This window comes from Stenotrophomonas sp. SMYL86, from assembly GCF_036320025.1.
Classification (GTDB): Bacteria; Pseudomonadota; Gammaproteobacteria; order Xanthomonadales; family Xanthomonadaceae; genus Stenotrophomonas; species Stenotrophomonas maltophilia_A.
This window is the reverse complement of the sequence record NZ_JAWIRU010000018.1, coordinates 22,611-43,419: the sequence shown is the minus strand read 5'-3', so window position 1 is coordinate 43,419 and position 20,809 is coordinate 22,611. Positions and strand designations below refer to the sequence as shown.

The following is a 20,809-nucleotide window of genomic DNA, read 5'->3' as shown; positions in this document are numbered from 1 at the left end:
TCCACGCCATGCGTGGATTCAGTCCAGCAACGTCTCGATGAACGACTCGGCCTGCAGGTGGTCGCCCAGTACCCGGGCCACCGCCTGTACGGCTGCCTCCTGGTGTTCAGGACGGATGCCACCATCGTCTTCGTCGTTGTAGAGGTCATCGCCTGCATCGAGGTACACCGTGCCTGCAGCAGCCAGAGCCGCCATCAAGGTCGGCACATCGGTAGTGACCTCGCCGGCATCCAGCAGGCCCGCACCGTGGTGACTGAACAGCACACGGCCGTCATCCAGGTCGAGGATGAACGGATCGGCGCCGCGATCGGCAATCACCAGCCAGTTCGATGGCCAGTTGTCGATCGGCTCGCCGCTGATGCCATGCCAGCGATAGCCGGCCTGGTGACTCCATACGCGTCGCAGCGGCGGTATCCAGACATCGAGGCCCGGAATGGTGATTCCGGAGTTGCCCACCTTCGCATTGATCTCATGACCCAGCGGTCCCACCTGCGCGTAGAAGCACGCCAGCACCGGTGGTAACGGGAACGGTCCCTGCCAGTCACCTTCGTGCTGGGCCCGCAGCAGCCCGAAGCGGGCGAATGAGGCGTACAGATCATCCATGGCGGGGTCCAACGAGGAGCGGCCCAGCAGCCTAGCAGACGGCGTCTGCGTGCAACGCCTTCACCGCCGCTGGCTATCATGTCCGCCTTCAACAACGAAGGCGGTGTCTGTGTCGGTAGCGTTGGTATGGTTCCGCCGTGATCTGCGGCTGCAGGACAATCCGGCCCTGCAGGCCGCGCTGGACGCGGGTCACGATGTGGTGCCGGTCTACGTCCACGCGCCGCACGAGGAGGGCGAGTGGGTGCCTGGCGCGGCCTCCGATGCGTGGCGCCACCGTTCACTGGCCGCGTTGGACGCCGACCTGCGCGTGCGCGGTTCGTCGCTGGTGCTGCGCAACGGTGACAGCCTGCCGGCCCTGCAGTTGCTGATCGTGCAGACCGGCGCCGAGGCGGTGTACTGGAACCGCAAGTACGAACCGGCCACCCAGCCACGCGACGCCACCATCAAGCGCACGTTGCGCGAGCAGGGCATCGACGCACAGAGCTGCAATGGCGGCCTGCTGTTCGAGCCGTGGGACATCGCCACCCAGCAGGGCCAGCCCTACAAGGTATTCACGCCATACTGGCGCAACGTACTCAGCCACTGGCGCCTGCCCGCACTGCAGGCTGCACCGAAGGCACTGGCGACGCACGCGGTCGACAGCCTGGCATTGGATGATCTCCAGTTGGCACCGACGCTGGACTGGGATACCGGCTTCTGGGAGCACTGGCAGCCGGGTGAAGCCGGTGCGCTGGAAGCGCTGTCCGTGTTCGAGGACGGTGCGCTGCGCGGCTACCGCGAGCAGCGTGACCTGCCAGATCGCGTGGGCACCTCGCGGATGTCGCCGCACCTGCATTTCGGCGAGATCGCACCGTGGCGCATTGCCCATGCGCTGGAAGGCCTGCGCAGTGCCGGTACCGACGCCGACATCGACGGCTATCTGCGCCAGCTCGGCTGGCGTGACTTCGCCTACCACCTGTTGCATCACTTCCCGAAGACGCCGACCGACAACCTCAACCCGCGCTTTGACCGTTTCCCGTGGGCCACACCGAGTGCCGCGCAGCTGCACGACTGGCAGCGAGGCAACACCGGCGTGCCGATCGTCGATGCAGGCCTGCGCGAGCTGTGGCACACCGGTTACATGCACAACCGGGTGCGGATGATCGTGGCCAGCTATCTGTGCAAGCACCTGCGCGCGCACTGGCTGCATGGCGCGCGCTGGTTCTGGGACACCCTGGTCGATGCCGACCTGGCCAACAACACGATGGGCTGGCAGTGGGTGGCCGGGACCGGTGCCGATGCCGCGCCTTACTTCCGCGTGTTCAACCCGGTCACCCAGGCCGAGAAGTTCGACCCCCAGGCCCGCTACATCAGCCGCTGGGTGCCCGAACTGGCCGCGCTGCCGGTGAAGGCGCGCTTCGCGCCGTGGCAGCATCCGCTGCTGCTGGCCGCGCATGCCCCGGGCTATCCGCGCACGCCGCTGGTGGATCTGGCGGTTGGCCGCGATGCCGCGCTGGCTGCCTACCGGCAGTCGGGAGCGGGGTAACGTGCGGGCTGAGCGATCTGGTCAGTTAGCTGAACGCGGCCCTGTCGACGTGCCCGATCATCATTCCGGCATCGCATCGGGCTGTTTATTCTCTTTGCGCCCGCAGGCCGCCGGCCGACCGGAAACCAAGGAGAACCTCATGATCCGCAACACCACCCGCAACGTCGCACTGGCCCTGATGAGTGCGGCCGTCCTGTCGGCCTGCGCCACCGGCGGCTCCTACGTACAGAGTGACCAGTACGGCAACCCGACCGAGCAGCAGAACCGCACCGGCCGCAACGCGCTGATCGGCACCGCCATCGGCGTAGCCGCCGGCCTGCTGACCGGCGACAGCGCCACGGAGCGTCGTCAGCATGCGCTGATCGGCGCCGGTATCGGCGCGCTCAGCGGCGCCGCGGTAGGCCAGTACCAGGATCGCCAGGAACGCGCACTGCGCGAGCGCACTGCCAACACCGGCATCGATGTGCAGCGCCAGGGCGACAACATCATGCTGAACCTGCCGGACGGCATCACCTTCGACTTCGGCAAGGCGACCCTGAAGCCGCAGTTCTACGGCTCGCTCAATGGCGTGGCAGGCACCCTGCGTGACTACAACCAGACCATGATCGAAGTGGTCGGCCATACCGACAGCATCGGCAGTGACGCGGTCAACAACCGCCTGTCGAAGGAACGTGCCGACTCGGTCGCGCAGTATCTGATCGGCCAGGGCGTGCAGAGCGTGCGCATCGAAACCCTGGGCGCCGGCAAGTCGTACCCGATTGCCGACAACAGCACCGATGCCGGCCGCGCCAAGAACCGCCGCGTCGAGATCCGCGTGATTCCCCTGAAGCAGTAACGCGTAGCGTTACGGTTCCGGCGCAGCCGGAACGAAAATGCCGCCCTTGCAGGCGGCATTTTCTGTAGGTGCCGAGCTTGCTCGGCACACCGATAGCGCTCCCGGTCGCGGCTTCTCCAAACGGCGCCGACCAAGGTCGGCATCTACCGAAAGCCACGTAGCCGGAACGAAAATGCCGCCCTTGCAGGCGGCATTTTCTGTAGGTGCCGAGCTTGCTCGGCACGCCGATAGCGCTCCCGGTCGCGGTTTCTCCAAACGGCGCCGACCAAGGTCGGCATCTACCGAAAGCCACGTAGCCGGAACGAAAATGCCGCCCTTGCAGGCGGCATTTTTGTGGGTGCCGAGCGTTGCTCGGCACACCGATAGCGCCCGTAGAGTCGAGCTTGCTCGACTGAAGCGCCCCACGAGGCGCGCCAGCTCGCCGCGACGGCAATGCGGGTGGGCCCCCCCCCCCCACCCCCCCCGACTCGCCCTGGGTGCCCCCCCCCCCCCCCCCCCCCCCCCCCCCCCCTCGACTCTACGGAATGCCGGTAGATCCACGCCATGCGTGGATGCTTCCGGTCATGCGGCCGAAGCGGTCACCTTTTCCAGGATCCGCTTGCCGCTGCTTTCCAGCGCCGCGTCTTCCTTTTCCTTCTGCTGCTGCGCCAGCTTCGCGCCCGGGCACTGCGCCAGCATGTAATTGGCGTCGAAGTTGAGCTTCTCGACCAGGAAGTCGACGAATGCACGCACCTTCGGCGAGACCAGGCGGCCACCGGCGAACACGGCGTTGAAGTCCACTTCCGGGCCAGTCCAGCCGGCCAGCACGCGGCGTACCATGCCCGACTCGACGAACGGCTTGGCCATCACGTCGCCGGTCAGCAGCAGGCCTTCGCCGCACACCAATGCACCATTCAACGCAGACATGTCGTTGGCGGTCATCAGCGGGGTAACAGGGAAGTCGCGCAGCTCGCCGCCGTTCTCGCCCAGCTGCCAGGTGAAGCGCGGCGAGTTGCCGGTGTGGTACGGCTTGCGCATCGCCAGGATGCGATGGAACTGCAGCTCTTCCGGATGCAGCGGCTCACCATAGCGTTCGATGTAGGCCGGGCTGGCGAACACCTGCGTGCGCAGGCTGCCCAGCTTGCGTGCCACCAGGTTGGAATCGGGCAGGGCACCCACGCGCAGGGCCAGGTCCGCCTCACCTGCAATCAGGTCCAGCTTCTCGTTGCCCATATGCATGTCCAGACGGATCTCTGGATACTGCGCATGGAACTGGCCCAGCAGCGGTGCAATCCAGGTGATGCCGATCGAGTAGGGCACAGTGAAGCGCAGCCAGCCGCGCGGACCGGACTGCAGCTGGCTCACCGCGCTCTCGGCTTCTTCCAGTTCGCGCGCGATGCGCTGGCAATGTTCGTGGTAGATCGAACCCGCTTCGGTCAGGCCGAGGCGGCGGGTGGTCCGGTGCAGCAGGCGCGCACCGAGGCGCGTTTCCAGCTCCTGCACTTTGCGGCTGACCGTGGTCTTGGGCAGGCCGAGCGATTTGGCAGCGGCAATGAAACTGCCTTGCTCGACCACTTTGACGAAGATCAGCGTCTCGTTGAGATCGTGGGACATGGTCTGGGATCCTGGACGTCGGGGATGGGACAATCGTGACAGAACGATTGGACCGGGAGCGGGATGATTATTCCCCTTAATCAGGACTAATCAAGTAAAGGTTTGAGGTCTATCGTGGCGCCATTCGTTATTTGGAGCCCGTCCGCCATGAGCCTGCGCAACATTCTTGCCCGTCTCCGGAACGCCGGCCAGAGCACCCTGGACCTGGCAATGACCGTTGAAGTCCGCCCGAGTTCCTTGGTACACAAGGACTTCCGTGAGTTTACCGCGCCGATGCGTCAGCAGCGTGGCGGTGCCATCCGCCTTGCCCCGCACAAGGGCGACCGGCTGCGTCGAATCGGGACTATCCCGGATTTGGGAGGAAATGTCCCGTGAATGGGATGCTGACGCCCGAAGTCCTGGTCCTCGGCGGCACCGGTGCCGTCGGCCAGGGCGTGGTTGGCGCACTGCTGGAAGCCGGCAGCCCGGTGCTGGTGGTCGGTCGCGACCCGGGCCGGCTGGCGGCGCTGCATGAGCAGTTCGCCGATGAGCCGGGCCTGGAGACGCTGCTGGGTTCGCTCAGCGATGACGGCTCGGCGCGCGCACTGGCCGAACGCATCGCGCATCGCCCGCGTCCGCTGGCGGCAGTGATCGCCGCAATGGGCGGCCCTTACCGTCGCGGCCGGGTGACTGACCGCAACGGCGATGAACTGCTGGGCGCGATGCAGGCCGATCTGATGCCGCACGTGCACGCAGTGCGTCATCTGCTGCCGCTGCTGCAGGACAACGTGCATGCGCGCCGCTACGTGATGATCGGCAGCCCGGCCAATGCCAAGCCATGGGCGGGCTACGGCGAAACCTCGATCACCACTGCGGCGCTTCGTATGTACGCGCAGGTGGTGCACCAGGAAGCCCAGGCATTGGGCGTGCGCGCGCAGATGCTGGAAGTCTGCAGCCCGGTGTGTACGCCGGCCAACGCGGCCAATGCCTGCATCGAGTGGCCCAGCTCACTGCTGGTCGGCCGTCGCGTGGTCTCCCTGCTCGACGGCTGCCGCGACAACCGCGCCATCGTCCGCTGCGACAGCAGTGATGCCGAACTGCCGCGCGGCCTGCTGCACCTGGACGTTCCTCCCCTGTGGCGCGATACCGCAGGCGTCGCTTGACCTCGACCATGGTTGAGGTCGCAGGATACGCCGCCTGTTTTTGCAACACGTTCTCATCTAGCTGTACCACCCCTCCGTACGGATGCATGCCATGACTTCCCCCAATTCCACCCCACATCGTTTCGGCCATCGCATCGCGATGGTTGGCGTGTCGATCCTCGCCGCAGCCGTGCTGGCGGCCTGCAGCGGCGGCCACGCCGAAGAAGCCGGTGCACCGCCGCCGCCGCAGGTCAGTGCTGCACCGGTGCTGGTCAAGCAGGTCAGCCAGTGGGACGAGTTCAGCGGCCGCGTCGAAGCGGTACAGAGCGTTGAACTGCGCCCGCGCGTGTCCGGCTACATCGACAAGGTCAACTACGTCGAAGGCCAGGAAGTGAAGAAGGGCGAAGTGCTCTTCACCATCGACGCGCGCAGCTACCAGGCCGAGTACGATCGCGCCGCTGCCGAACTGGCCCGCGCCCGCACCCAGGCCACGCTGGCCCGCAGTGAATCCGAGCGTGCCAAGCGCTTGTCCGAGCAGCAGGCCATTTCCACCGAGACGGCCGAGCAGCGTCGCGCTGCGGCTGACCAGTCCGGTGCCGCCGTACAGGCGGCGCAGGCTGCGCTGGATGCGGCCCGCCTCAACCTGGAGTTCACCAAGGTGCGTGCGCCGATCGACGGCCGTGCCGGCCGCGCGATGGTCACCGCCGGCAACCTGGTCACCGCCGGCGACAGCGCCAGCGTGCTGACCACGCTGGTCTCGCTGGACACCGTGTTCGTCTACTTCGATGCCGATGAAAGCACTTTCCTTCGCTATGCACAGATGGCACGCAAGGGTGAACGCCCGAGCGAGCGTGACAGCGATCTGCCGGTGAAGGTCGGCCTGTCCGGCGAAGAGGGTTACCCGCATTCGGGCAAGGTCGACTTCCTCGACAACCAGGTGGCACGCAGCACCGGCACCATCCGCGTCCGCGCGCTGCTGGACAACGCCGATCGCCAGTTCACGCCGGGCCTGTTCGCCCGCGTGCAGTTGCTCGGCAGCGGCCAGTTCCAGGCCCTGCTGATCGACGAGAAGGCTGTTCTGACCGACCAGGATCGCAAGTACGTGTACGTGGTCGACAAGGATGGCAAGGCCCAGCGCCGTGACATCCAGCTCGGCCGCACCGCCGACGGCCTGCGTATTGTCGAGCACGGCCTGGCCGCCGGCGACAAGGTGATCATCGACGGCGTGCAGAAGGTCTTCATGCCGGGCATGCCGGTGCAGGCCAAGGCCGTGGCGATGCAGCCGCAGGCTGCGCCGCCGGCACCGGGCCGCGATGCCACCGCCGCGCTGAACCACTGATCCGCCGTCTCCTGATCCGCGTCCCCGCTTAGCTGCCGGCGCCAGCAGCAGCCTTCCCTGCCTTCGTCATCTCGGCGAGGGGCGGGGAGGCTGTTGCCCGCCGAACGCCTTTCCCAGGAATTCCTCCATGGACTTTTCCCGTTTCTTCATCGACAGGCCGATCTTCGCGGCGGTGCTGTCGATCGTGATCTTCGCCGCAGGCCTGATCACGATTCCAATCCTGCCGATCAGCGAGTACCCGGAAGTGGTGCCGCCGTCGGTGGTCGTGCGCACGGTGTATCCGGGCGCCAACCCCAAGGTCATTGCCGAGACCGTCGCCACCCCGCTTGAAGAGGCGATCAACGGCGTCGAAGGCATGATGTACCTGAAGTCGGTCGCCGGCTCGGACGGTGTGCTGCAGATGACCGTCACCTTCCGCCCGGGCACCGACCCGGACGCGGCGGCGGTGAAGGTGCAGAACCGCGTGGCGCAGGCGCAGGCGCGCCTGCCCGAGGACGTGCGCCGGCAGGGCGTGACCACGCAGAAGCAGTCACCGACCTTCCTGATGGTGGTGCACCTGACCTCGCCGAACGGCAAGTACGACACCCTGTACCTGCGCAACTACGCCCGTCTGCACGTCAAGGATGCGCTGGCGCGTATTCCGGGCGTGGGTGACGCGCAGATCTTCGGTGGTGGTGACTACGCCATGCGCGCCTGGCTGGACCCGGACAAGGTCGCCTCGCGCGGCCTGACCGCCAGTGACGTAGTGCGCGCCATGCGTGAGCAGAACGTGCAGGTCTCGGCCGGCCAGCTCGGCGCCGAACCGCTGCCGAACAGCCAGTTCCTGACCCTGATCAATGCCCAGGGCCGCCTGAAGACTGAAAAGGAATTCGGCGACATCGTGCTCAAGAGCGGTGTTGATGGCGAGATCGTGCGCCTGGCCGATGTGGCCCGCCTGGAACTGGGTGCCGGTGACTACACCCTGCGTTCGCAGCTGGACGGCAAGAACGCGGTGGGTATCGGTATCTTCCAGTCGCCGGGTGCCAATGCACTGGAGATCCGCGACCAGGTCATCTCGACGATGGACGAGATGCAGAAGACCATGCCGGCCGACGTGAAGTACGAAGCCGTGTATGACACCACCATCTTCGTGCGCGACTCGATCAAGGCCGTGGTCTCCACGCTGCTGGAAGCGATCGCGCTGGTGGTGCTGGTGGTGATCCTGTTCCTGCAGACCTGGCGTGCGTCGATCATTCCGCTGATCGCGGTGCCGGTGTCGGTGGTCGGTACTTTCGCCGCGCTGTACCTGCTGGGCTTCTCGATCAATACGCTGAGCCTGTTCGGCCTGGTGCTGGCGATCGGCATCGTGGTGGATGACGCGATCGTGGTGGTGGAGAACGTCGAGCGCAACATCGAAGAAGGCCTGTCGCCCACCGCCGCGGCCCACCAGGCCATGCGTGAGGTGTCCGGCCCGATCATCGCGATCGCGCTGGTGCTGTGTGCCGTGTTCGTGCCGATGGCCTTCCTGTCGGGTGTCACTGGCCAGTTCTACAAGCAGTTCGCGGTCACCATCGCCATCTCCACGGTGATCTCGGCGATCAACTCGCTGACCCTGTCGCCGGCCCTGGCCGCGCGCCTGCTGAAGGCCCATGGAGCGCCGAAGGACGGCCCGAGCCGCTTGATCGACCGCCTGTTCGGCTGGGTGTTCCGTCCGTTCAACCGCTTCTTCAAGTCCAGTTCGGAGAAGTACGAGCGTGGCGTGGCCCGCATCCTCGGCCGTCGTGGTGCGGTGTTCGTGGTCTACGCGATCCTGCTGGTCGGTACCGGTGTGATCTTCAAGCTGGTGCCGCCGGGCTTCATCCCGACCCAGGACAAGCTGTACCTGATTGCCGGTGTGAAGCTGCCGGAAGGTTCGTCGATCGCGCGTACCGATGAAATGCTGCGCAAGGTCGCCAAGATCGCCCAGGAAACCGATGGCGTGGCCCACACCATCTCGTTCCCGGGTTTGAACGCGCTGCAGTTCACCAACACGCCGAACACCGGTGTGGCGTTCATTCCGCTCAAGCCGTTCGCCGAGCGTCATGGCCGTACCGCCGCGCAGATCAACGCCGAGATCAACCAGAAGATCGCCGGCCTGCAGGAAGGCTTCGCCTTCTCGATGATGCCGCCGCCGATCCTCGGCCTGGGCAACGGCAACGGCTACCAGATGTTCATCGAGGACCGTGGCAACCTGGGTTACGGCGCGCTGCAGAATGCCGTACAGGCGATGCAGGGCACCGTTGCGCAGACGCCGGGCATGGCCTTCCCGATTTCCAGCTACCAGGCCAATGTGCCGCAGCTGGATGCCGAGGTCGACCGCGTCAAGGCCAAGGCACAGGGCGTGCAGCTCACCGAACTGTTCGACACGCTGCAGACCTACCTCGGCTCGGCCTACGTCAACGACTTCAACCAGTTCGGCCGTACCTGGCAGGTCATCGCGCAGGCGGACGGTCCGTACCGCGAAACGGTCGAGGACATCGGCAAGCTGCGTACCCGCAATGACCGCGGCGAGATGGTGCCGATCGGTTCGATGGTCACCATCAAGCAGACCTTCGGCCCGGACCCGGTGCTGCGCTTCAATGGCTATCCGGCAGCGGATCTGGCCGGTGAAGCCGACCCGCGCCTGCTGTCTTCGGCCGAGGCGATGAACAAGCTGACCGAGATCGCCGGCAAGGTGCTGCCGGTGGGCATGACCACCGAATGGACCGACCTGAGCTACCAGCAGGCAACCCAGGGCAAGGCCGCCTTCATCGTGTTTCCGGTGGCGATCATGCTGGCCTTCCTGGTGCTGGCCGCACTGTACGAGAGCTGGTCGCTGCCGCTGGCGGTGATCCTGATCGTGCCGATGACCCTGCTGTCCGCGCTGTTCGGCGTGTGGCTGACCGGTGGTGACAACAACGTGTTCGTGCAGGTCGGCCTGGTGGTGCTGATGGGCCTGGCGTGCAAGAACGCGATCCTGATCGTCGAATTTGCCAGAGAGCTGGAGATGGGCGGCAAGGGTATCGTTGAAGCTGCGCTGGAAGCCTGCCGCCTGCGCCTGCGCCCGATCGTGATGACCTCCATCGCGTTCATCGCCGGCACCGTACCGCTGGTGCTGTCGCACGGTGCAGGTGCCGAGGTGCGCTCGGTGACCGGTATCACCGTGTTCGCCGGCATGCTGGGCGTGACCCTGTTCGGCCTGTTCCTCACCCCGGTGTTCTACGTGGCCCTGCGCAAGTTCGTCACCCGCAACGGTGGTGGCCAGCTGGTGCAGCACGGCGAGCCGACCATCCACCACTGACATGGAACCCCGTCGCCGCCGGTCGCTGGCCGGCGGCGGCTTCCCCCTCACGAGGCAAGAATCCATGAACTCTCATCAGAACAAGATCGCGCTGGTCACCGGCGCCACCCGCGGCATCGGCGCCGAGACCGTGCGCCAGCTGGCCCAGGCCGGCGTGCATACGCTGCTGGCCGGCCGCAAGCGCGAGACCGCCGTAGAGCAGGCGCTGAAGCTGCAGGCCGAGGGCCTGCCGGTGGAAGCCATCCAGCTGGACGTGACCGATGCCGCCAGCATCGCCGAAGCGGTCGAGCAGGTACGCCAGCGCCATGGGCGCCTGGACATCCTGGTCAACAACGCCGGCATCATGATCGAGAACCCGGCGCAAGCGCCGTCCGAACAGTCGCTGGATACCTGGAAGCGCACTTTCGACACCAACGTGTACGCACTGGTTGCGGTGACCCAGGCCTTCCTGCCACTGGTCAGGCAGGCCAAGTCCGGGCGCATCGTCAACGTTTCGAGCATGCTCGGCTCGCAGACCCTGCACGCTGATCCGACCTCGGGCATCTACGATTTCAAGATCCCCGCGTACAACGCCTCCAAGGCAGCGGTGAACAGCTGGACGCTGGCACTGGCGCATGAACTGCGCAGCACCCAGATCAAGGTCAATACCGTGCATCCGGGTTACGTGAAAACCGATATGAACGGCGGCCACGGCGAGATCGAGATCAGCGAAGGCGCGCGCTCCAGCGTGCAGATGGCACTGATCGGCCATGAAGGTCCGAACGGCAGCTTCACCTACCTGGGCGAGGTGCTGCCATGGTGATCCGCACGTTGGCGATGGCCGTCTCCAGCCTGGTGCTGGCAGGCTGTGTCAGCGTCGGCCCGAACTACAAGGCGCCGGTGCAGGATCCGGTGGTGCTGCAGGGGGCGCAGCAGCCGGTGTTCAGCACCACCTCGCCGGTGGCCAGCTGGTGGGCGCAGTTCGATGATCCGGTGCTGGAAGAGCTGGTGCACGGCGCACTGTCGGACAACCTGGACCTGCGCGTGGCCGTGGCCCGCGTCAGCCAGGCCCGCGCGGTGTTCGTCGAAAGCCGCTTCGACCAGGCGCCGCATGTCACCGCAGGCGGCAGTTACGATCGCCGCAAGCAACCCGATCCGCAGCTGGGTGGGCAGCGGGTGTTCAGTGAAAGCTACCAGCTCGGCTTCGATGCGGGCTGGGAGCTGGATCTGTTCGGCCGCAAGCGCCGTGCTGCAGAAGCCGCCCGTGCCGACCTCGATGCCGAGCAGGCCAACCTGGCCGACGCACAGGTACTGATCGCCGCCGAAGTGGCACGCAACTACTTCGAGCTGCGCGGCACGCAGAAGCGCATCGCCGTGGCCCAGCACACCCTGGTCAATCTGCGCGAGACGCAGAAGCTGACCGAGGCACGCTGGGAGCTGGGCGCCGGCAGCGAGCTGGACGTGCAGAGCAGTCGTGCGCGGCTGAAGGCGATCGAGGCCGACATTCCGCTGCTGGAAGTGGCCGAAACGCAGTCGCGCAACCGCCTGGCGGTTCTGCTGGGCCAGCGTCCGGAAACGCTGACCGCCATGCTTGCGCCGCACGAAGTGCCGGCATTCGCCAAGGCGCTGCCGCTGGGCGATACCCGCGAGCTGCTGCGCCAACGCGCCGACGTGCGCGTGGCCGAGCGTCGTCTTGCCGCCGCTACCGCGCGGGTGGGCGTGGCCACGGCGGATCTGTTCCCGCGGCTGTCGCTGTCCGGATTCGTCGGCTTCCTCGGTGGCGATGCCAGTGGCCTGGTCAATGGCAACAACAAGGCCTGGTCGCTGACGCCGTCGCTGAGCTGGGCGGCCTTCGATTTCGGCACCGTACGTGCACGCCTGCGTGCCAGCAAGGCCGAGGCCGAAGGCGTGGCAGCACAGTATGAGCAGACGGTGCTGCTGGCACTGGAAGACACCGAGAACGCGCTGACCCGCTATTCCAAGCAGCAGGCGCGGCTGGCGATCGTGGTCGAGCAGGCGCAGGCGGCACGCCGTGCCGAGTCGCTGGCGCAGATCCGCTATCGCGAGGGCTCGGAGGACTTCCTGACCCTGCTGGATGCGCAGCGTACGCAGCTGGCAGCCGATGATGCGTTGGCCGCGGCCGAGTCCGAGGTCAACGTCAGCGTGGTGGGGGTGTACAAGGCGCTGGGTGGTTGGGGTCAATCACCGCAGCCGGCGAGTGTGGCGCAGGTGCAGTAACCGCAGGGGACGGAAGCAGTGGCTTCCGTCCCTTTCTTCTTTCAGGGCCAGCGATTGGCCGGTACCTCGCGCTCGCGCATGCGCACGATGCAGAAGCGATGGCCGGTCGGTGCTTCCATCACCCACCAGCGTTTGACGAAGCCTATCCGCCGCGCGCCGAGCTTCTCCAGGCGGTCGGCCTCGGCGTCGATGTCGTCGCTCTCGATGTCCAGGTGCACCCGTGAAGGATGATTGACGCGTTGCACCTCCACGTTCAGGCCTGCGGGCGCGCCCTGCAGGTCGGCGTACTCGGCGCCGTCTTCGGCATAGGCGGGCTGCGCCTGCAGGCCGAGCGCGGCGGACCAGAAGCGGGCGCCTTCGTCGGCGGGAATGCCCTCGCAATCGATGATGAAACCGGCCAGGCGACTCTGGTGTGCCATGCCTTTCTCCACAGTTCGGGAACGGGGGCAGGGTAGCGCGGTGTGTGCTGTGGACGTTGTCACAGTCGTGACGTTTCTGACTCTGCCGGAAGCCGTGTCCGCCGTGTAACTAGTGGGGCAGATTCCAGGGAGTAAAGACGATGAGTGATGACAGGCGGGATACCCAGCGCATGCTGTTTGGCGACCCGGGGCCACCCGGCGCGGGCCTTTCGGTGGCGGTCGTTGTGCTGCTGGTGCTGGCGACGATGGCCGCTGCGATCGGTTTCCTGCGACTGCCTGATCCGATGCTGGGGCTGGGCCTGATCGGCGTTGCCGTGTTCCTTGCTGTCGGCGCCCGCATCTGCCAGGCGCGCAACCAGCACCTGGCGTTGTACCGGCTGTTGTCGCGGCCGCCGCCGCGGTAGCCACGGCGGCCGCGGAGATTCAGTGCTTCGGCCAGTCCAGCTCGACCACCAGCGGGAAGTGATCCGACGGCAGCACGCCGTCGATGCGGCGGTCATCGGTGAGGAAACTGCGGGCATGGAAGCCGCGCACCAGCACCCAGTCCAGCTGCACGGTGGCCTTGCCGGTGAAGTCGTGGAAGGTCAGGCGTGGTCCCTGCGGTGCATTCACCTGCGTGCGTGTGTCCTGCAGCAGGCGGGTGAATGCCTTGTAGGTGTCACCGCCGGGCTCGCTGTTGAAGTCACCGGTCAGGACCACCGGCAGGTCGGCAGGCAGGGCTTGCAGGCGCTTGCCGATCAGCTCGGCACCCTTCACCCGGCGCGGTTCGTCCTCGTCGCGATAGGGCAGGTGGGTATTCATGAAGTAGAAACGGCGGCCATCGTCCAGGCGCCGGAACAGGGCCCAGGTGACCATGCGCGGGTACAGGTTGCCCCAGCTGATGCTGCCGGGTACTTCGGGCGTATCGGATAACCAGAAGTTGCCGGATTCCTCGATGGCCAGCACCTTGCTGTCGTAGAACACGCCCATGTGTTCATCGCCGCTGCCACCGCGGCGGCCTTCACCGAACCAGCGGTAGCCGGGCAGATGCCCGGACAGGAAGTCGGCCTGTTCCTTCACCAGCTCCTGCGTGCCAATCACGGCCGGGTGTGCATCGAGGATGACCTTGACCATGGCATCGCGACGGTCCGGCCAGCGCTTGCCCGGTTCGGTATCGGCCGGGGTACGGACATTGAACGACATCACTTTCAGTGGCACCGGCGCAGCAGCCCAGGCGACGGCAGGCAGAGCAAGCGCCAGCAGCGCACACAGCGCAGGGCGACGGAAACGCGACAACATCGTGGAATCCCTCCATTCCATGAAAACGGTTTCATGAAGCATGCCATGGACGGTGGGGTCGGCGATATGCCGGGATGGGCGGATGGAAGATGCCGGGCGGGCGGTGAAGGTCCCGCCCGGCGGATCGCGCGGGCGCGATCAGGGGTCGTAGATCATCCCGTTCTCGTCACGGTTGTAATGACTGGTGACTTCGCGGGTGCCGTCGTCGTAGACCACGTACGACGTGCAGCGCTGGTGGAACACGTTGCCAGCGATGCGGAAGGGCACACACTCTTCCTGGACCTCGATGACCTCGGCAGCCGTTGTGGTGGCGACGGGGGCCAGCATCAGCACGGCCAGCACGGTGGCAAGCGAACACACCGATACGCCTTTATGCAGTCTCATTCCCACACTCCTTGTCGATGAGGATTACATCAGATACGGGTTGCCGTATTCGTCGATCCAGTACTCGGTGAGGAAAATCTCGCCGTCCGCATCGGGCATGGTCACGATGCAATGCTGGTGGATGCGGTAGCGCTCCACTTCAAACGGTTCGCAGCGCGTCACGCTGCCGGGTGGGCTGGTTACCCCGGCGTTGGCGTTGCCGCTCGACATCATTCCAGCGAAGGCCACGGCCAGTGCGGCCATCGAGGCCAGGTGCAGTTTCATGGGCATCATCCTTGTGTCTGCAATCGCGCATCTGCGCGGTGTCGTGCAACTACCCCCGGGTAGAGCATGCACCCGAGCGGCAGCTGCTGCATGCGCGCCGGCCCGGCGGGCGGCCCGGCGCAGTCCCCTGCCGGCTCAGTCGCGCAGGTAAGGGTTGCCGTACTCGTCGATCCAGTACTCGGCTTCGTACACGTTGCCGAACTCATCGGTGTAGGTTTCCGTGCAGTGCTGGTGGACCCGGTTGTGGTCCACTTTCACCGGCACGCACGAAACATTTTCTTTCGGTCCCCCGGCATTGGCGTCCGCCACCGGAGCCAGGGTTGCCGTTGCCATCACCAACGCGGCCATCGCGGCCAGTTGCAGTTTCATAAGCATCGTCCTTGCTTTCTGCAATCGCGCACATGCGCATGGCGTGTGTAACACGCGAACCAGAGCGCCGGAAGTGTCTTGCCCGGATCAGTCCTCGATCTCGCCGCGCCGACTGGCAGCACGCACCGCCTGCGCGGTGGTTGCCACGCCCAGGCGCTGGCGCGCGCGTCGCAGATGATTCTCCACTGTACGGGCGGAAAGCCCCAGCGTGGCCGCGATTTCCGCTTGGCGACGGCCGGCGGCGACCCAGCGCAGCACCTCGCGTTCGCGCGTGCTCAACGCACTTCCGGAAAGCTCGGTGGGCGTCTCGGAAAGCCGGCGTGCGGCACGGAATGCTGCAGCTGCAGCAGCATCCAGCAGCAGTCGCGCGCTGGCCGATGCATCGATCGCTGTCCCGGCAAAACTGATCGCGCCTTCCAGCCCTGTGGTGCCGAACACCGGCACCTGCAGACCGTGCAGGCCTTCACCACGTGGCTGCTTTACCACCTGATAGCGTTCGCCGCGAACGCCCTGGCGCTTGCTCCAGAAGAACGGCGCGTCACTGTCCAGAACGTGGCGATTGACCGGACAGGCGTGCAGGTAGCGCGCGAGGTCGGTAGTGCTGCCGTCGCCGAACCAGTCGCCCTCGATCCAGTACACGCGCTGGGTACCGCGTTCCAACCCCGTGCCGGTGGCGAACACCAGCACGCGGTCGTAGCCCAGCGGTGCAGAGATGCCGCGTAGTACCGCGCCCACCGCACTCAGTGAGCGGGCGCGTTCCAGTTCCAGCAACGCCTGCACCAGATCGCTCACGCCAGTCAGCGCCCGGCCAATGCGTCGAGCAGCGTGCGCGCGGCCAGCTTGCCCAGCGCATTGCCGGCCAGCGGGCTGTCGCCGGTCAGCAACAGGCGGTCCTGCAGCACGCTGCCATCGATGCCGTCGTTGACGATCTGCACGCCCTGCTGCGCCAGGCGCTCACCGAAGAACCACGGCAGCTGCCCGGGCATGTAGCCGATCTCTGGCGTCTGCCGGTCCATCGCATCGGGGAAGGCACAGATGCGGTAGCCGCGGAACAGCGAACCACCGTCGGCCTCGTCAACGCCTGCGGCCAGCAATGCGGCCGGGCCGTGGCAGAGGGTGATGATGTGACGTTGCTCGGCCATCGCCCAGTGCAGGGCCGCCTTTACCGCGCGACTCTGCGGCAGTCCGATGAGGGCGCCGTGGCCACCGGGAATGAACACGGCTGCATAGTCCGACGCGGCATCGAGGCCTGCCACCACCTCATCCAACGGCAGTGGCTGGCGGAAGCGGGCTTCGTAGCGGTCGTACAGTCCGCCGATCTCCTTGTCCTCATGCGGGAACGCCCACCACTCGAACTTGGCGGCGTTGCCGGACAGCGTGGCCACATCGATGTCGAAGCCGGCCTTGTCCAGGTGGTACATCGGCAGCAGGGTTTCCACCGGATGGTTGCCGGTGGAGAACAGGTGGCCGTTGGCGGTGGGCAGATAGCGTTCGTCCGAAGCGATCATCAGCACCTTCCAGCGGCCATCGCGGCGAGCGTCGGGATAGTCGGCGCCGGACAGGTCGCTCTTCGCCGATGTGAACTGTGACAGCGAGTACGGCGACGGGAAGAAGGCGTCGCGCTCGGCCGGATCGGGGCTGGGGTGGCGGCTGGGCTCTTGCGTGTTCATGCGGACCTCCAGTGGGGTAGTGGAGCCAGCATAGAAGGGCGGATGCGTACAGGCGATGAGGGTTTTCCCCTCATTCGCGCGACGTTGCCACCTGTTGGCGCCAGGCATTCGGGCTCATACCGAAGGCGCGGCGGAAAGCACGACTGAATGCCGGTTCGGAGAGATACCCGACGTCTCCGGCGATCTGAGAAACCCGCCGGTTTCCGCTGCGCAGCAGCTCTGCGGCCAGTTGCAGCCGCGATCCAGCGAGATAGCGCATGGGTGACATGCCAGTGGCCAGGCTGAACCGCTGCGCGAAATTCGAGCGCGATTGATTCAGGCTTGCCGCCAGAGACTCGACCGTCCATGCCTGTGCGGGGTGTGCCTGCATCAACGCCAGTGCCCGCCCGATCAATGGGTCGGCCAGCGCATGCAGACGCTGGCAGTTGTGTGGACTGGAGGTTCCCAGCCAGTAGCGCAGCGTCCAGACAAACAACAGGTCGAGCAGGCGTGACAGCATAAGCCCACTGCCCAGGGTGGGCCGGGCCGCTTCAACCTGGATCGCGCCCAGGGTAACCGCCACCCAATCGGCCGAGCTGGCGGGAAATCCGTTTGGCATCCGGTCCACCCCGGGGACATGCAGCCAGCCGGGCAGGGCATCAAGCAGCAACTGGCTGCCTGGGCCGTCAAATCCAAAGGATGCCGTGGTCAGATGGACGGGCTGCAGAGCTTCGCCGGCACAGTCGATGCGATGTGTCCGGCCATGCGGCATCAACAGCAGCTCGCCGGCCTGCAGTGGCACGACCGCTGCATCCGAATGCAGACGTGCCGTGCCCTGTTCGATGAAATGGAAGCAGCCGCGCCCCTCGGCAATGATGCGGGTTCCATCGGGCTGCACGACGTGGCGGGTGATGTCGCCGCCGTGCATGCGCGAGGACTGGAATATCGCAAACAAGGCATCGGATCCGGCCTGGAGCGATTCGGTGGTGTGGAGCCTTGGCATGGTTTTCAGGAGTCCGTGCATCGCCGCTGGCAGTGGCGATCCGTAGTCTGGTCGGGTGGCTTCAGGCAGCGCTGGTGGCTGTCGGGCAACGATCCCATCCAAGTGAGGAGTTCTGCAAGATGAGCAAGCCAAGCATCGTTCTGGTTCATGGTTTCTGGGGTGGCGCCGCGCATTGGTCCAAGGTGATCCTGGAGCTCGATCGCCGGGGTTTCCACGACCTGCATGCCGTGGAACTGCCATTGACGTCGCTGGCCGACGACGCAGAGCGAACCCGGCGCATGATCCGCCAGATCCCGGGGCCGGTGCTGCTGGTCGGTCATTCCTATGGTGGCGCGGTGATCTCCGAAGCCGGAAACGAACCCAACGTGACCGGCCTGGTGTTCATCGCCGCGTTCGCGCCGGATGCGGGTGAGAGTCCCGGTGGCATTACCGAGCAACAGCTGCCGCAGGCGGCGGCCAATCTGGCGCCGGACAGCGACGGCTATCTGTGGCTGCAGCCCGGCAAATTTCACGAGAGTTTCTGCCAGGACCTGCAGGCCGACGAGGCGCGGGTGATGGCGGTCACGCAGAAGGCGCCGATGGCGAGCACGTTCGGTGATGCCGTCAGTGACCCGGCGTGGCGACACAAGCCGAGCTGGTACCAGGTCTCCAGCGCTGACCACATGATCCACCCTGACAACCAGCGGCGCATGGCGGCCCGCATGCAGCCACGTGCCAGCATTACGCTAGACGCCAGTCATGCTTCGTTGGCATCGCAGCCGGTAGCGGTGGCCGAACTGATCACCGACGCTGCGGCCCACGGACAAGGCTGAGTACGCCGGTCATGCCTCAGTGGCGGTGTCCCGGCCCGCCAGAGCACTGCTGCCGTGATGCCGCCACGCTTGCGTTACTTGTTCTGCCGGTCGTGCTCCTGCATGTCTTCATGCAGGATCCGCCGCAGTTCGACGATGGCCGGCGTGGCTTCCTGCACGCTGTGCCCGGACACGATCACCTTCTCCGAATCCGCGTGCGGAAGGTGCGAGCTCCAGTAGGGCACCAGCCCGTCGTCGGTCTTTTCCAGCGGACCATCTGCCTTGGCGCGCGCGATGATCGAGTGGTAACGCACCTTCGGTGCCATCGGCAGGTCGGCCACGGCGCGCACGAAGGGATCGTCCTTGTCCAGGTTCTGGATGCTGTTCATCTGGTAGCCGTGCTTGCCGTCGTTGCGATCGATCTTGCCGTCGTTGGCGATGGTGGCCACGTCCTCCAGGACGGTCAGTGGCAGCCGTACCAGGCGGCCGATCCAGCGGCCGAGGCGGGTGCTCGCCACATCGGTACCGCGGTGCGGCGTGGCAATGAATACCACGCGAGATACTTCCGGTTCCGGCAGGAAGGTCAGCACCGGCGCGCCCTTGGTGCGCAGCAGCTCCTGCTGCGCAGGCGTCATCTGTGCGGTCGCCAGCAGGGTCTCTACCAGGTGGTCGCCGGAAGAAGACACCATCAGCCGTGAGATCACCCCACCCATGCTGTGCCCGACCAGCACCATGTCATGAGAGGCCTGCGCCTTGCCGCTGGGGTCGAAGTGCTTGAACACCTCATCCAACGTGTGGCGCATCGCATCGTGGCTCATCGCGATGGGCATGTTGGTCGGGTAGTAGAACTGCCAGACTTGGAAGTCCTGGCGGATCTCGTCGTCGCGCATCAGCTCGTTGGCGACGTTGACCCAGGCTTCCGGGCTGCTGGCCAGGCCATGGATCATCAGCAGCACGCGGCGGTTCGGGTCGTAGGGCTGCATCATGTATAGATGCGGCGTGTCGATGCCGCCCTTGCCACCGAACAGCGAACGCAGCGATTGGTGGCTGAAATTGGAGCGCGCCAGCCACAGTGCGTAGCCTGCGGTGAAGTTCGCGGCCAATGGCACCTGCTGCCCATGCAGGGTGACTTCCGTGACCTGGTAGGGATCGTGGATCTCCAGTTCCGGCTCGTCGTCGTGCAGTACTTCCCACAGGTTCTTTCCGGAGAAGCGCAGCAGCACCGTCATCGATGGCGACGGCATCTCGCTCCAGCTCTGCGTGACGGGCGTGGTGGCCTGCGCGGCGGCTGTGGTGGCCGGCGGCGTGGTGGCCGTAGTGGCGGCGGGATCATCCATCACGGCCACCAGTTCGGCACCGAAGCCATCGCGGCGATGCACGCTGCGCAGCGTGCCGGTGAACGACAGCGAGGCTGCCGGTACCAGTTCGGTGGGCGTACGCGTATCCAGCGGTGATGCTTGGCCCGACGGCGCCAGCACGAACGTCCAGCGGCCCAGCTGGAAGTGGCTGGCTTCACCATGCACGCGCCCGGTGGCATAGGCGTTGTACAACTGTACCGAGGCTTCCTGCACGGCCAGGTTGTAGTAGTCGCGCACCTGGGTCTGGCGGTCTTCGAAACCGCGCTGGTTGGCCGTGCGCTCGGTGAAGAACAGGTAGGCGTAGGCCTGCCGCGCGACCTGCATCCACGCGTCCAGGCGCGGCTGGAAGTCCGCATCCAGTTCGGTGATCGCGCTCTTGGCACGGCCTGACGTGGAGTACTCGCGCTTGGGCGCGGGCAAGGTCATCGCATACTGCAGCCACAGTTCGGCCAGGCTTGAGCGCTTGTCCTCCTCGCGCACCACGATGCTGCCTTCCATCGCCTCGATGCAGGGCAGGCCTGGCTTGGCGCAGACGCCTTCGTCGAGGCCGGCGACGCGCAGCGTCTCCATGGTGGCCGAACTGAGCTTGCCGGTGGTCAGGATGTCGCCGCGTTTCAGGGCGATGTATTGGCCGGGGGTGACCGAGGCCACCTGCACCGACGGCCCGAACTGGCGCAACGTCGCGCAGCCGCCCAGGGTGAGCAGCACGGTGATGATGAGGGTCGTGCGGCCGATGAAGCCCAAGCCCGTGGTTGCCATACGA

At 66.0% G+C, this 20,809-nt stretch carries 21 protein-coding genes; 10 read left to right on the top strand and 11 right to left on the bottom strand.

What is annotated here, in order from left to right; translation table 11 throughout:
• Positions 1 to 18: 18 nt before the first annotated feature.
• Entirely contained in the window at positions 19 to 603 is a 585-nt protein-coding gene (locus V3B64_RS17350) for a hypothetical protein (RefSeq protein ID WP_329914584.1), read from the bottom strand.
• Positions 604 to 712: 109 nt separating this feature from the next.
• Between V3B64_RS17350 and V3B64_RS17345 the strand changes: the two genes are divergently transcribed.
• Both V3B64_RS17345 and V3B64_RS17340 read left to right on the top strand, forming a co-directional pair.
• On the top strand, positions 713 to 2,128 hold the full coding sequence (locus V3B64_RS17345; RefSeq protein ID WP_121503708.1) for a deoxyribodipyrimidine photo-lyase: 1,416 nt from the start codon (positions 713 to 715) through the stop codon (positions 2,126 to 2,128).
• A gap of 139 nt (positions 2,129 to 2,267) precedes the next feature.
• Positions 2,268 to 2,963 carry an OmpA family lipoprotein gene (locus tag V3B64_RS17340; protein WP_008267948.1) on the top strand — a complete coding sequence of 232 codons (696 nt, stop codon included), beginning with the start codon at positions 2,268 to 2,270 and terminating at the stop codon, positions 2,961 to 2,963.
• 561 nt (positions 2,964 to 3,524) lie between these two features.
• Here V3B64_RS17340 and V3B64_RS17335 read toward each other — a convergent pair.
• A complete protein-coding gene (locus tag V3B64_RS17335) occupies positions 3,525 to 4,556 on the bottom strand; it encodes a LysR family transcriptional regulator (RefSeq protein WP_121503707.1) in 1,032 nt (343 codons plus the stop codon).
• Between the two features lie 147 nt (positions 4,557 to 4,703).
• On the opposite strand from V3B64_RS17335, the gene V3B64_RS17330 reads away from it, so the two are divergent.
• The 6 genes from V3B64_RS17330 (at position 4,704) to V3B64_RS17305 (ending at position 12,531) form a co-directional block, all read left to right on the top strand.
• Positions 4,704 to 4,931, top strand: a complete 228-nt coding sequence (locus V3B64_RS17330; RefSeq protein WP_032128321.1) for a hypothetical protein — start codon at positions 4,704 to 4,706, stop codon at positions 4,929 to 4,931.
• Positions 4,928 to 5,698 carry an SDR family NAD(P)-dependent oxidoreductase gene (locus V3B64_RS17325; RefSeq protein ID WP_049400332.1) on the top strand — a complete coding sequence of 257 codons (771 nt, stop codon included), beginning with the start codon at positions 4,928 to 4,930 and terminating at the stop codon, positions 5,696 to 5,698. Before V3B64_RS17330 ends, V3B64_RS17325 begins: the two co-directional genes overlap by 4 nt.
• Before the next feature lie 91 nt (positions 5,699 to 5,789).
• Entirely contained in the window at positions 5,790 to 7,016 is a 1,227-nt protein-coding gene (locus V3B64_RS17320; RefSeq protein ID WP_032128263.1) for an efflux RND transporter periplasmic adaptor subunit, read from the top strand.
• A 127-nt stretch (positions 7,017 to 7,143) separates the two neighbouring features.
• Positions 7,144 to 10,314: a multidrug efflux RND transporter permease subunit gene (locus tag V3B64_RS17315; protein WP_032128264.1), complete on the top strand. Its 3,171-nt coding sequence runs from the start codon at positions 7,144 to 7,146 to the stop codon at positions 10,312 to 10,314.
• A gap of 64 nt (positions 10,315 to 10,378) precedes the next feature.
• The gene (locus V3B64_RS17310; protein ID WP_012510730.1) at positions 10,379 to 11,116 is read left to right on the top strand and encodes an SDR family oxidoreductase; all 738 of its coding nucleotides are present in this window, start codon (positions 10,379 to 10,381) and stop codon (positions 11,114 to 11,116) included.
• Positions 11,110 to 12,531 (top strand): efflux transporter outer membrane subunit, encoded by a 1,422-nt coding sequence (locus V3B64_RS17305; protein ID WP_121503706.1) that lies wholly within the window; start codon positions 11,110 to 11,112, stop codon positions 12,529 to 12,531. The genes V3B64_RS17310 and V3B64_RS17305 overlap by 7 nt, the downstream gene beginning before the upstream one ends.
• Positions 12,532 to 12,572: 41 nt before the next feature.
• On the opposite strand, the gene V3B64_RS17300 is transcribed toward V3B64_RS17305, so the two are convergent.
• Positions 12,573 to 12,950 carry a VOC family protein gene (locus V3B64_RS17300; protein ID WP_154263208.1) on the bottom strand — a complete coding sequence of 126 codons (378 nt, stop codon included), beginning with the start codon at positions 12,948 to 12,950 and terminating at the stop codon, positions 12,573 to 12,575.
• A gap of 140 nt (positions 12,951 to 13,090) precedes the next feature.
• Here V3B64_RS17300 and V3B64_RS17295 point away from each other — a divergent pair, with 140 nt between their 5' ends.
• Complete coding sequence (locus tag V3B64_RS17295) at positions 13,091 to 13,354, top strand: hypothetical protein (protein ID WP_032128268.1); 264 nt, start codon at positions 13,091 to 13,093, stop codon at positions 13,352 to 13,354.
• Positions 13,355 to 13,373: 19 nt separating this feature from the next.
• Here the strand turns inward: V3B64_RS17295 and V3B64_RS17290 are convergent, their stop codons facing one another.
• The 7 genes from V3B64_RS17290 to V3B64_RS17260 form a co-directional block, all read right to left on the bottom strand.
• Positions 13,374 to 14,228 carry an endonuclease/exonuclease/phosphatase family protein gene (locus tag V3B64_RS17290; RefSeq protein ID WP_285301900.1) on the bottom strand — a complete coding sequence of 285 codons (855 nt, stop codon included), beginning with the start codon at positions 14,226 to 14,228 and terminating at the stop codon, positions 13,374 to 13,376.
• Positions 14,229 to 14,366: 138 nt separating this feature from the next.
• The gene (locus tag V3B64_RS17285) at positions 14,367 to 14,612 is read right to left on the bottom strand and encodes a hypothetical protein (RefSeq protein WP_121503703.1); all 246 of its coding nucleotides are present in this window, start codon (positions 14,610 to 14,612) and stop codon (positions 14,367 to 14,369) included.
• 24 nt (positions 14,613 to 14,636) lie between these two features.
• A complete protein-coding gene (locus tag V3B64_RS17280) occupies positions 14,637 to 14,876 on the bottom strand; it encodes a hypothetical protein (RefSeq protein WP_317217777.1) in 240 nt (79 codons plus the stop codon).
• Positions 14,877 to 15,011: 135 nt separating this feature from the next.
• Entirely contained in the window at positions 15,012 to 15,245 is a 234-nt protein-coding gene (locus tag V3B64_RS17275) for a hypothetical protein (protein WP_032128272.1), read from the bottom strand.
• Between the two features lie 87 nt (positions 15,246 to 15,332).
• Complete coding sequence (locus V3B64_RS17270; protein ID WP_049423583.1) at positions 15,333 to 16,037, bottom strand: PA1136 family autoinducer-binding transcriptional regulator; 705 nt, start codon at positions 16,035 to 16,037, stop codon at positions 15,333 to 15,335.
• Between the two features lie 5 nt (positions 16,038 to 16,042).
• On the bottom strand, positions 16,043 to 16,915 hold the full coding sequence (gene hchA / locus V3B64_RS17265; RefSeq protein WP_329914583.1) for a glyoxalase III HchA: 873 nt from the start codon (positions 16,913 to 16,915) through the stop codon (positions 16,043 to 16,045).
• Between the two features lie 70 nt (positions 16,916 to 16,985).
• Positions 16,986 to 17,918, bottom strand: a complete 933-nt coding sequence (locus tag V3B64_RS17260; protein WP_329914582.1) for an AraC family transcriptional regulator — start codon at positions 17,916 to 17,918, stop codon at positions 16,986 to 16,988.
• A 98-nt stretch (positions 17,919 to 18,016) separates the two neighbouring features.
• Here V3B64_RS17260 and V3B64_RS17255 point away from each other — a divergent pair, with 98 nt between their 5' ends.
• A complete protein-coding gene (locus V3B64_RS17255; RefSeq protein ID WP_125895148.1) occupies positions 18,017 to 18,709 on the top strand; it encodes an alpha/beta hydrolase in 693 nt (230 codons plus the stop codon).
• A gap of 74 nt (positions 18,710 to 18,783) precedes the next feature.
• Here V3B64_RS17255 and V3B64_RS17250 read toward each other — a convergent pair whose 3' ends face one another.
• Positions 18,784 to 20,805 (bottom strand): alpha/beta fold hydrolase, encoded by a 2,022-nt coding sequence (locus V3B64_RS17250; RefSeq protein ID WP_032128277.1) that lies wholly within the window; start codon positions 20,803 to 20,805, stop codon positions 18,784 to 18,786.
• Between the last annotated feature and the right edge of the window lie 4 nt (positions 20,806 to 20,809).

Bases quoted from the DNA above. Each gene is read 5' to 3' on its own strand.
- V3B64_RS17350 (WP_329914584.1), bottom strand. From the start codon at position 603: ATGGATGATCTGTACGCCTCATTCGCCCGCTTCGGGCTGCTGCGGGCC.
- V3B64_RS17340 (WP_008267948.1), top strand. From the start codon at position 2,268: ATGATCCGCAACACCACCCGCAACGTCGCACTGGCCCTGATGAGTGCG.
- V3B64_RS17335 (WP_121503707.1), bottom strand. From the start codon at position 4,556: ATGTCCCACGATCTCAACGAGACGCTGATCTTCGTCAAAGTGGTCGAG.
- V3B64_RS17330 (WP_032128321.1), top strand. From the start codon at position 4,704: ATGAGCCTGCGCAACATTCTTGCCCGTCTCCGGAACGCCGGCCAGAGC.
- V3B64_RS17320 (WP_032128263.1), top strand. From the start codon at position 5,790: ATGACTTCCCCCAATTCCACCCCACATCGTTTCGGCCATCGCATCGCG.
- V3B64_RS17315 (WP_032128264.1), top strand. From the start codon at position 7,144: ATGGACTTTTCCCGTTTCTTCATCGACAGGCCGATCTTCGCGGCGGTG.
- V3B64_RS17310 (WP_012510730.1), top strand. From the start codon at position 10,379: ATGAACTCTCATCAGAACAAGATCGCGCTGGTCACCGGCGCCACCCGC.
- V3B64_RS17305 (WP_121503706.1), top strand. From the start codon at position 11,110: ATGGTGATCCGCACGTTGGCGATGGCCGTCTCCAGCCTGGTGCTGGCA.
- V3B64_RS17300 (WP_154263208.1), bottom strand. From the start codon at position 12,950: ATGGCACACCAGAGTCGCCTGGCCGGTTTCATCATCGATTGCGAGGGC.
- V3B64_RS17295 (WP_032128268.1), top strand. From the start codon at position 13,091: ATGAGTGATGACAGGCGGGATACCCAGCGCATGCTGTTTGGCGACCCG.
- V3B64_RS17290 (WP_285301900.1), bottom strand. From the start codon at position 14,228: ATGTTGTCGCGTTTCCGTCGCCCTGCGCTGTGTGCGCTGCTGGCGCTT.
- V3B64_RS17285 (WP_121503703.1), bottom strand. From the start codon at position 14,612: ATGAGACTGCATAAAGGCGTATCGGTGTGTTCGCTTGCCACCGTGCTG.
- V3B64_RS17280 (WP_317217777.1), bottom strand. From the start codon at position 14,876: ATGAAACTGCACCTGGCCTCGATGGCCGCACTGGCCGTGGCCTTCGCT.
- V3B64_RS17275 (WP_032128272.1), bottom strand. From the start codon at position 15,245: ATGAAACTGCAACTGGCCGCGATGGCCGCGTTGGTGATGGCAACGGCA.
- hchA (WP_329914583.1), bottom strand. From the start codon at position 16,915: ATGAACACGCAAGAGCCCAGCCGCCACCCCAGCCCCGATCCGGCCGAG.
- V3B64_RS17260 (WP_329914582.1), bottom strand. From the start codon at position 17,918: ATGCACGGACTCCTGAAAACCATGCCAAGGCTCCACACCACCGAATCG.
- V3B64_RS17255 (WP_125895148.1), top strand. From the start codon at position 18,017: ATGAGCAAGCCAAGCATCGTTCTGGTTCATGGTTTCTGGGGTGGCGCC.
- V3B64_RS17250 (WP_032128277.1), bottom strand. From the start codon at position 20,805: ATGGCAACCACGGGCTTGGGCTTCATCGGCCGCACGACCCTCATCATC.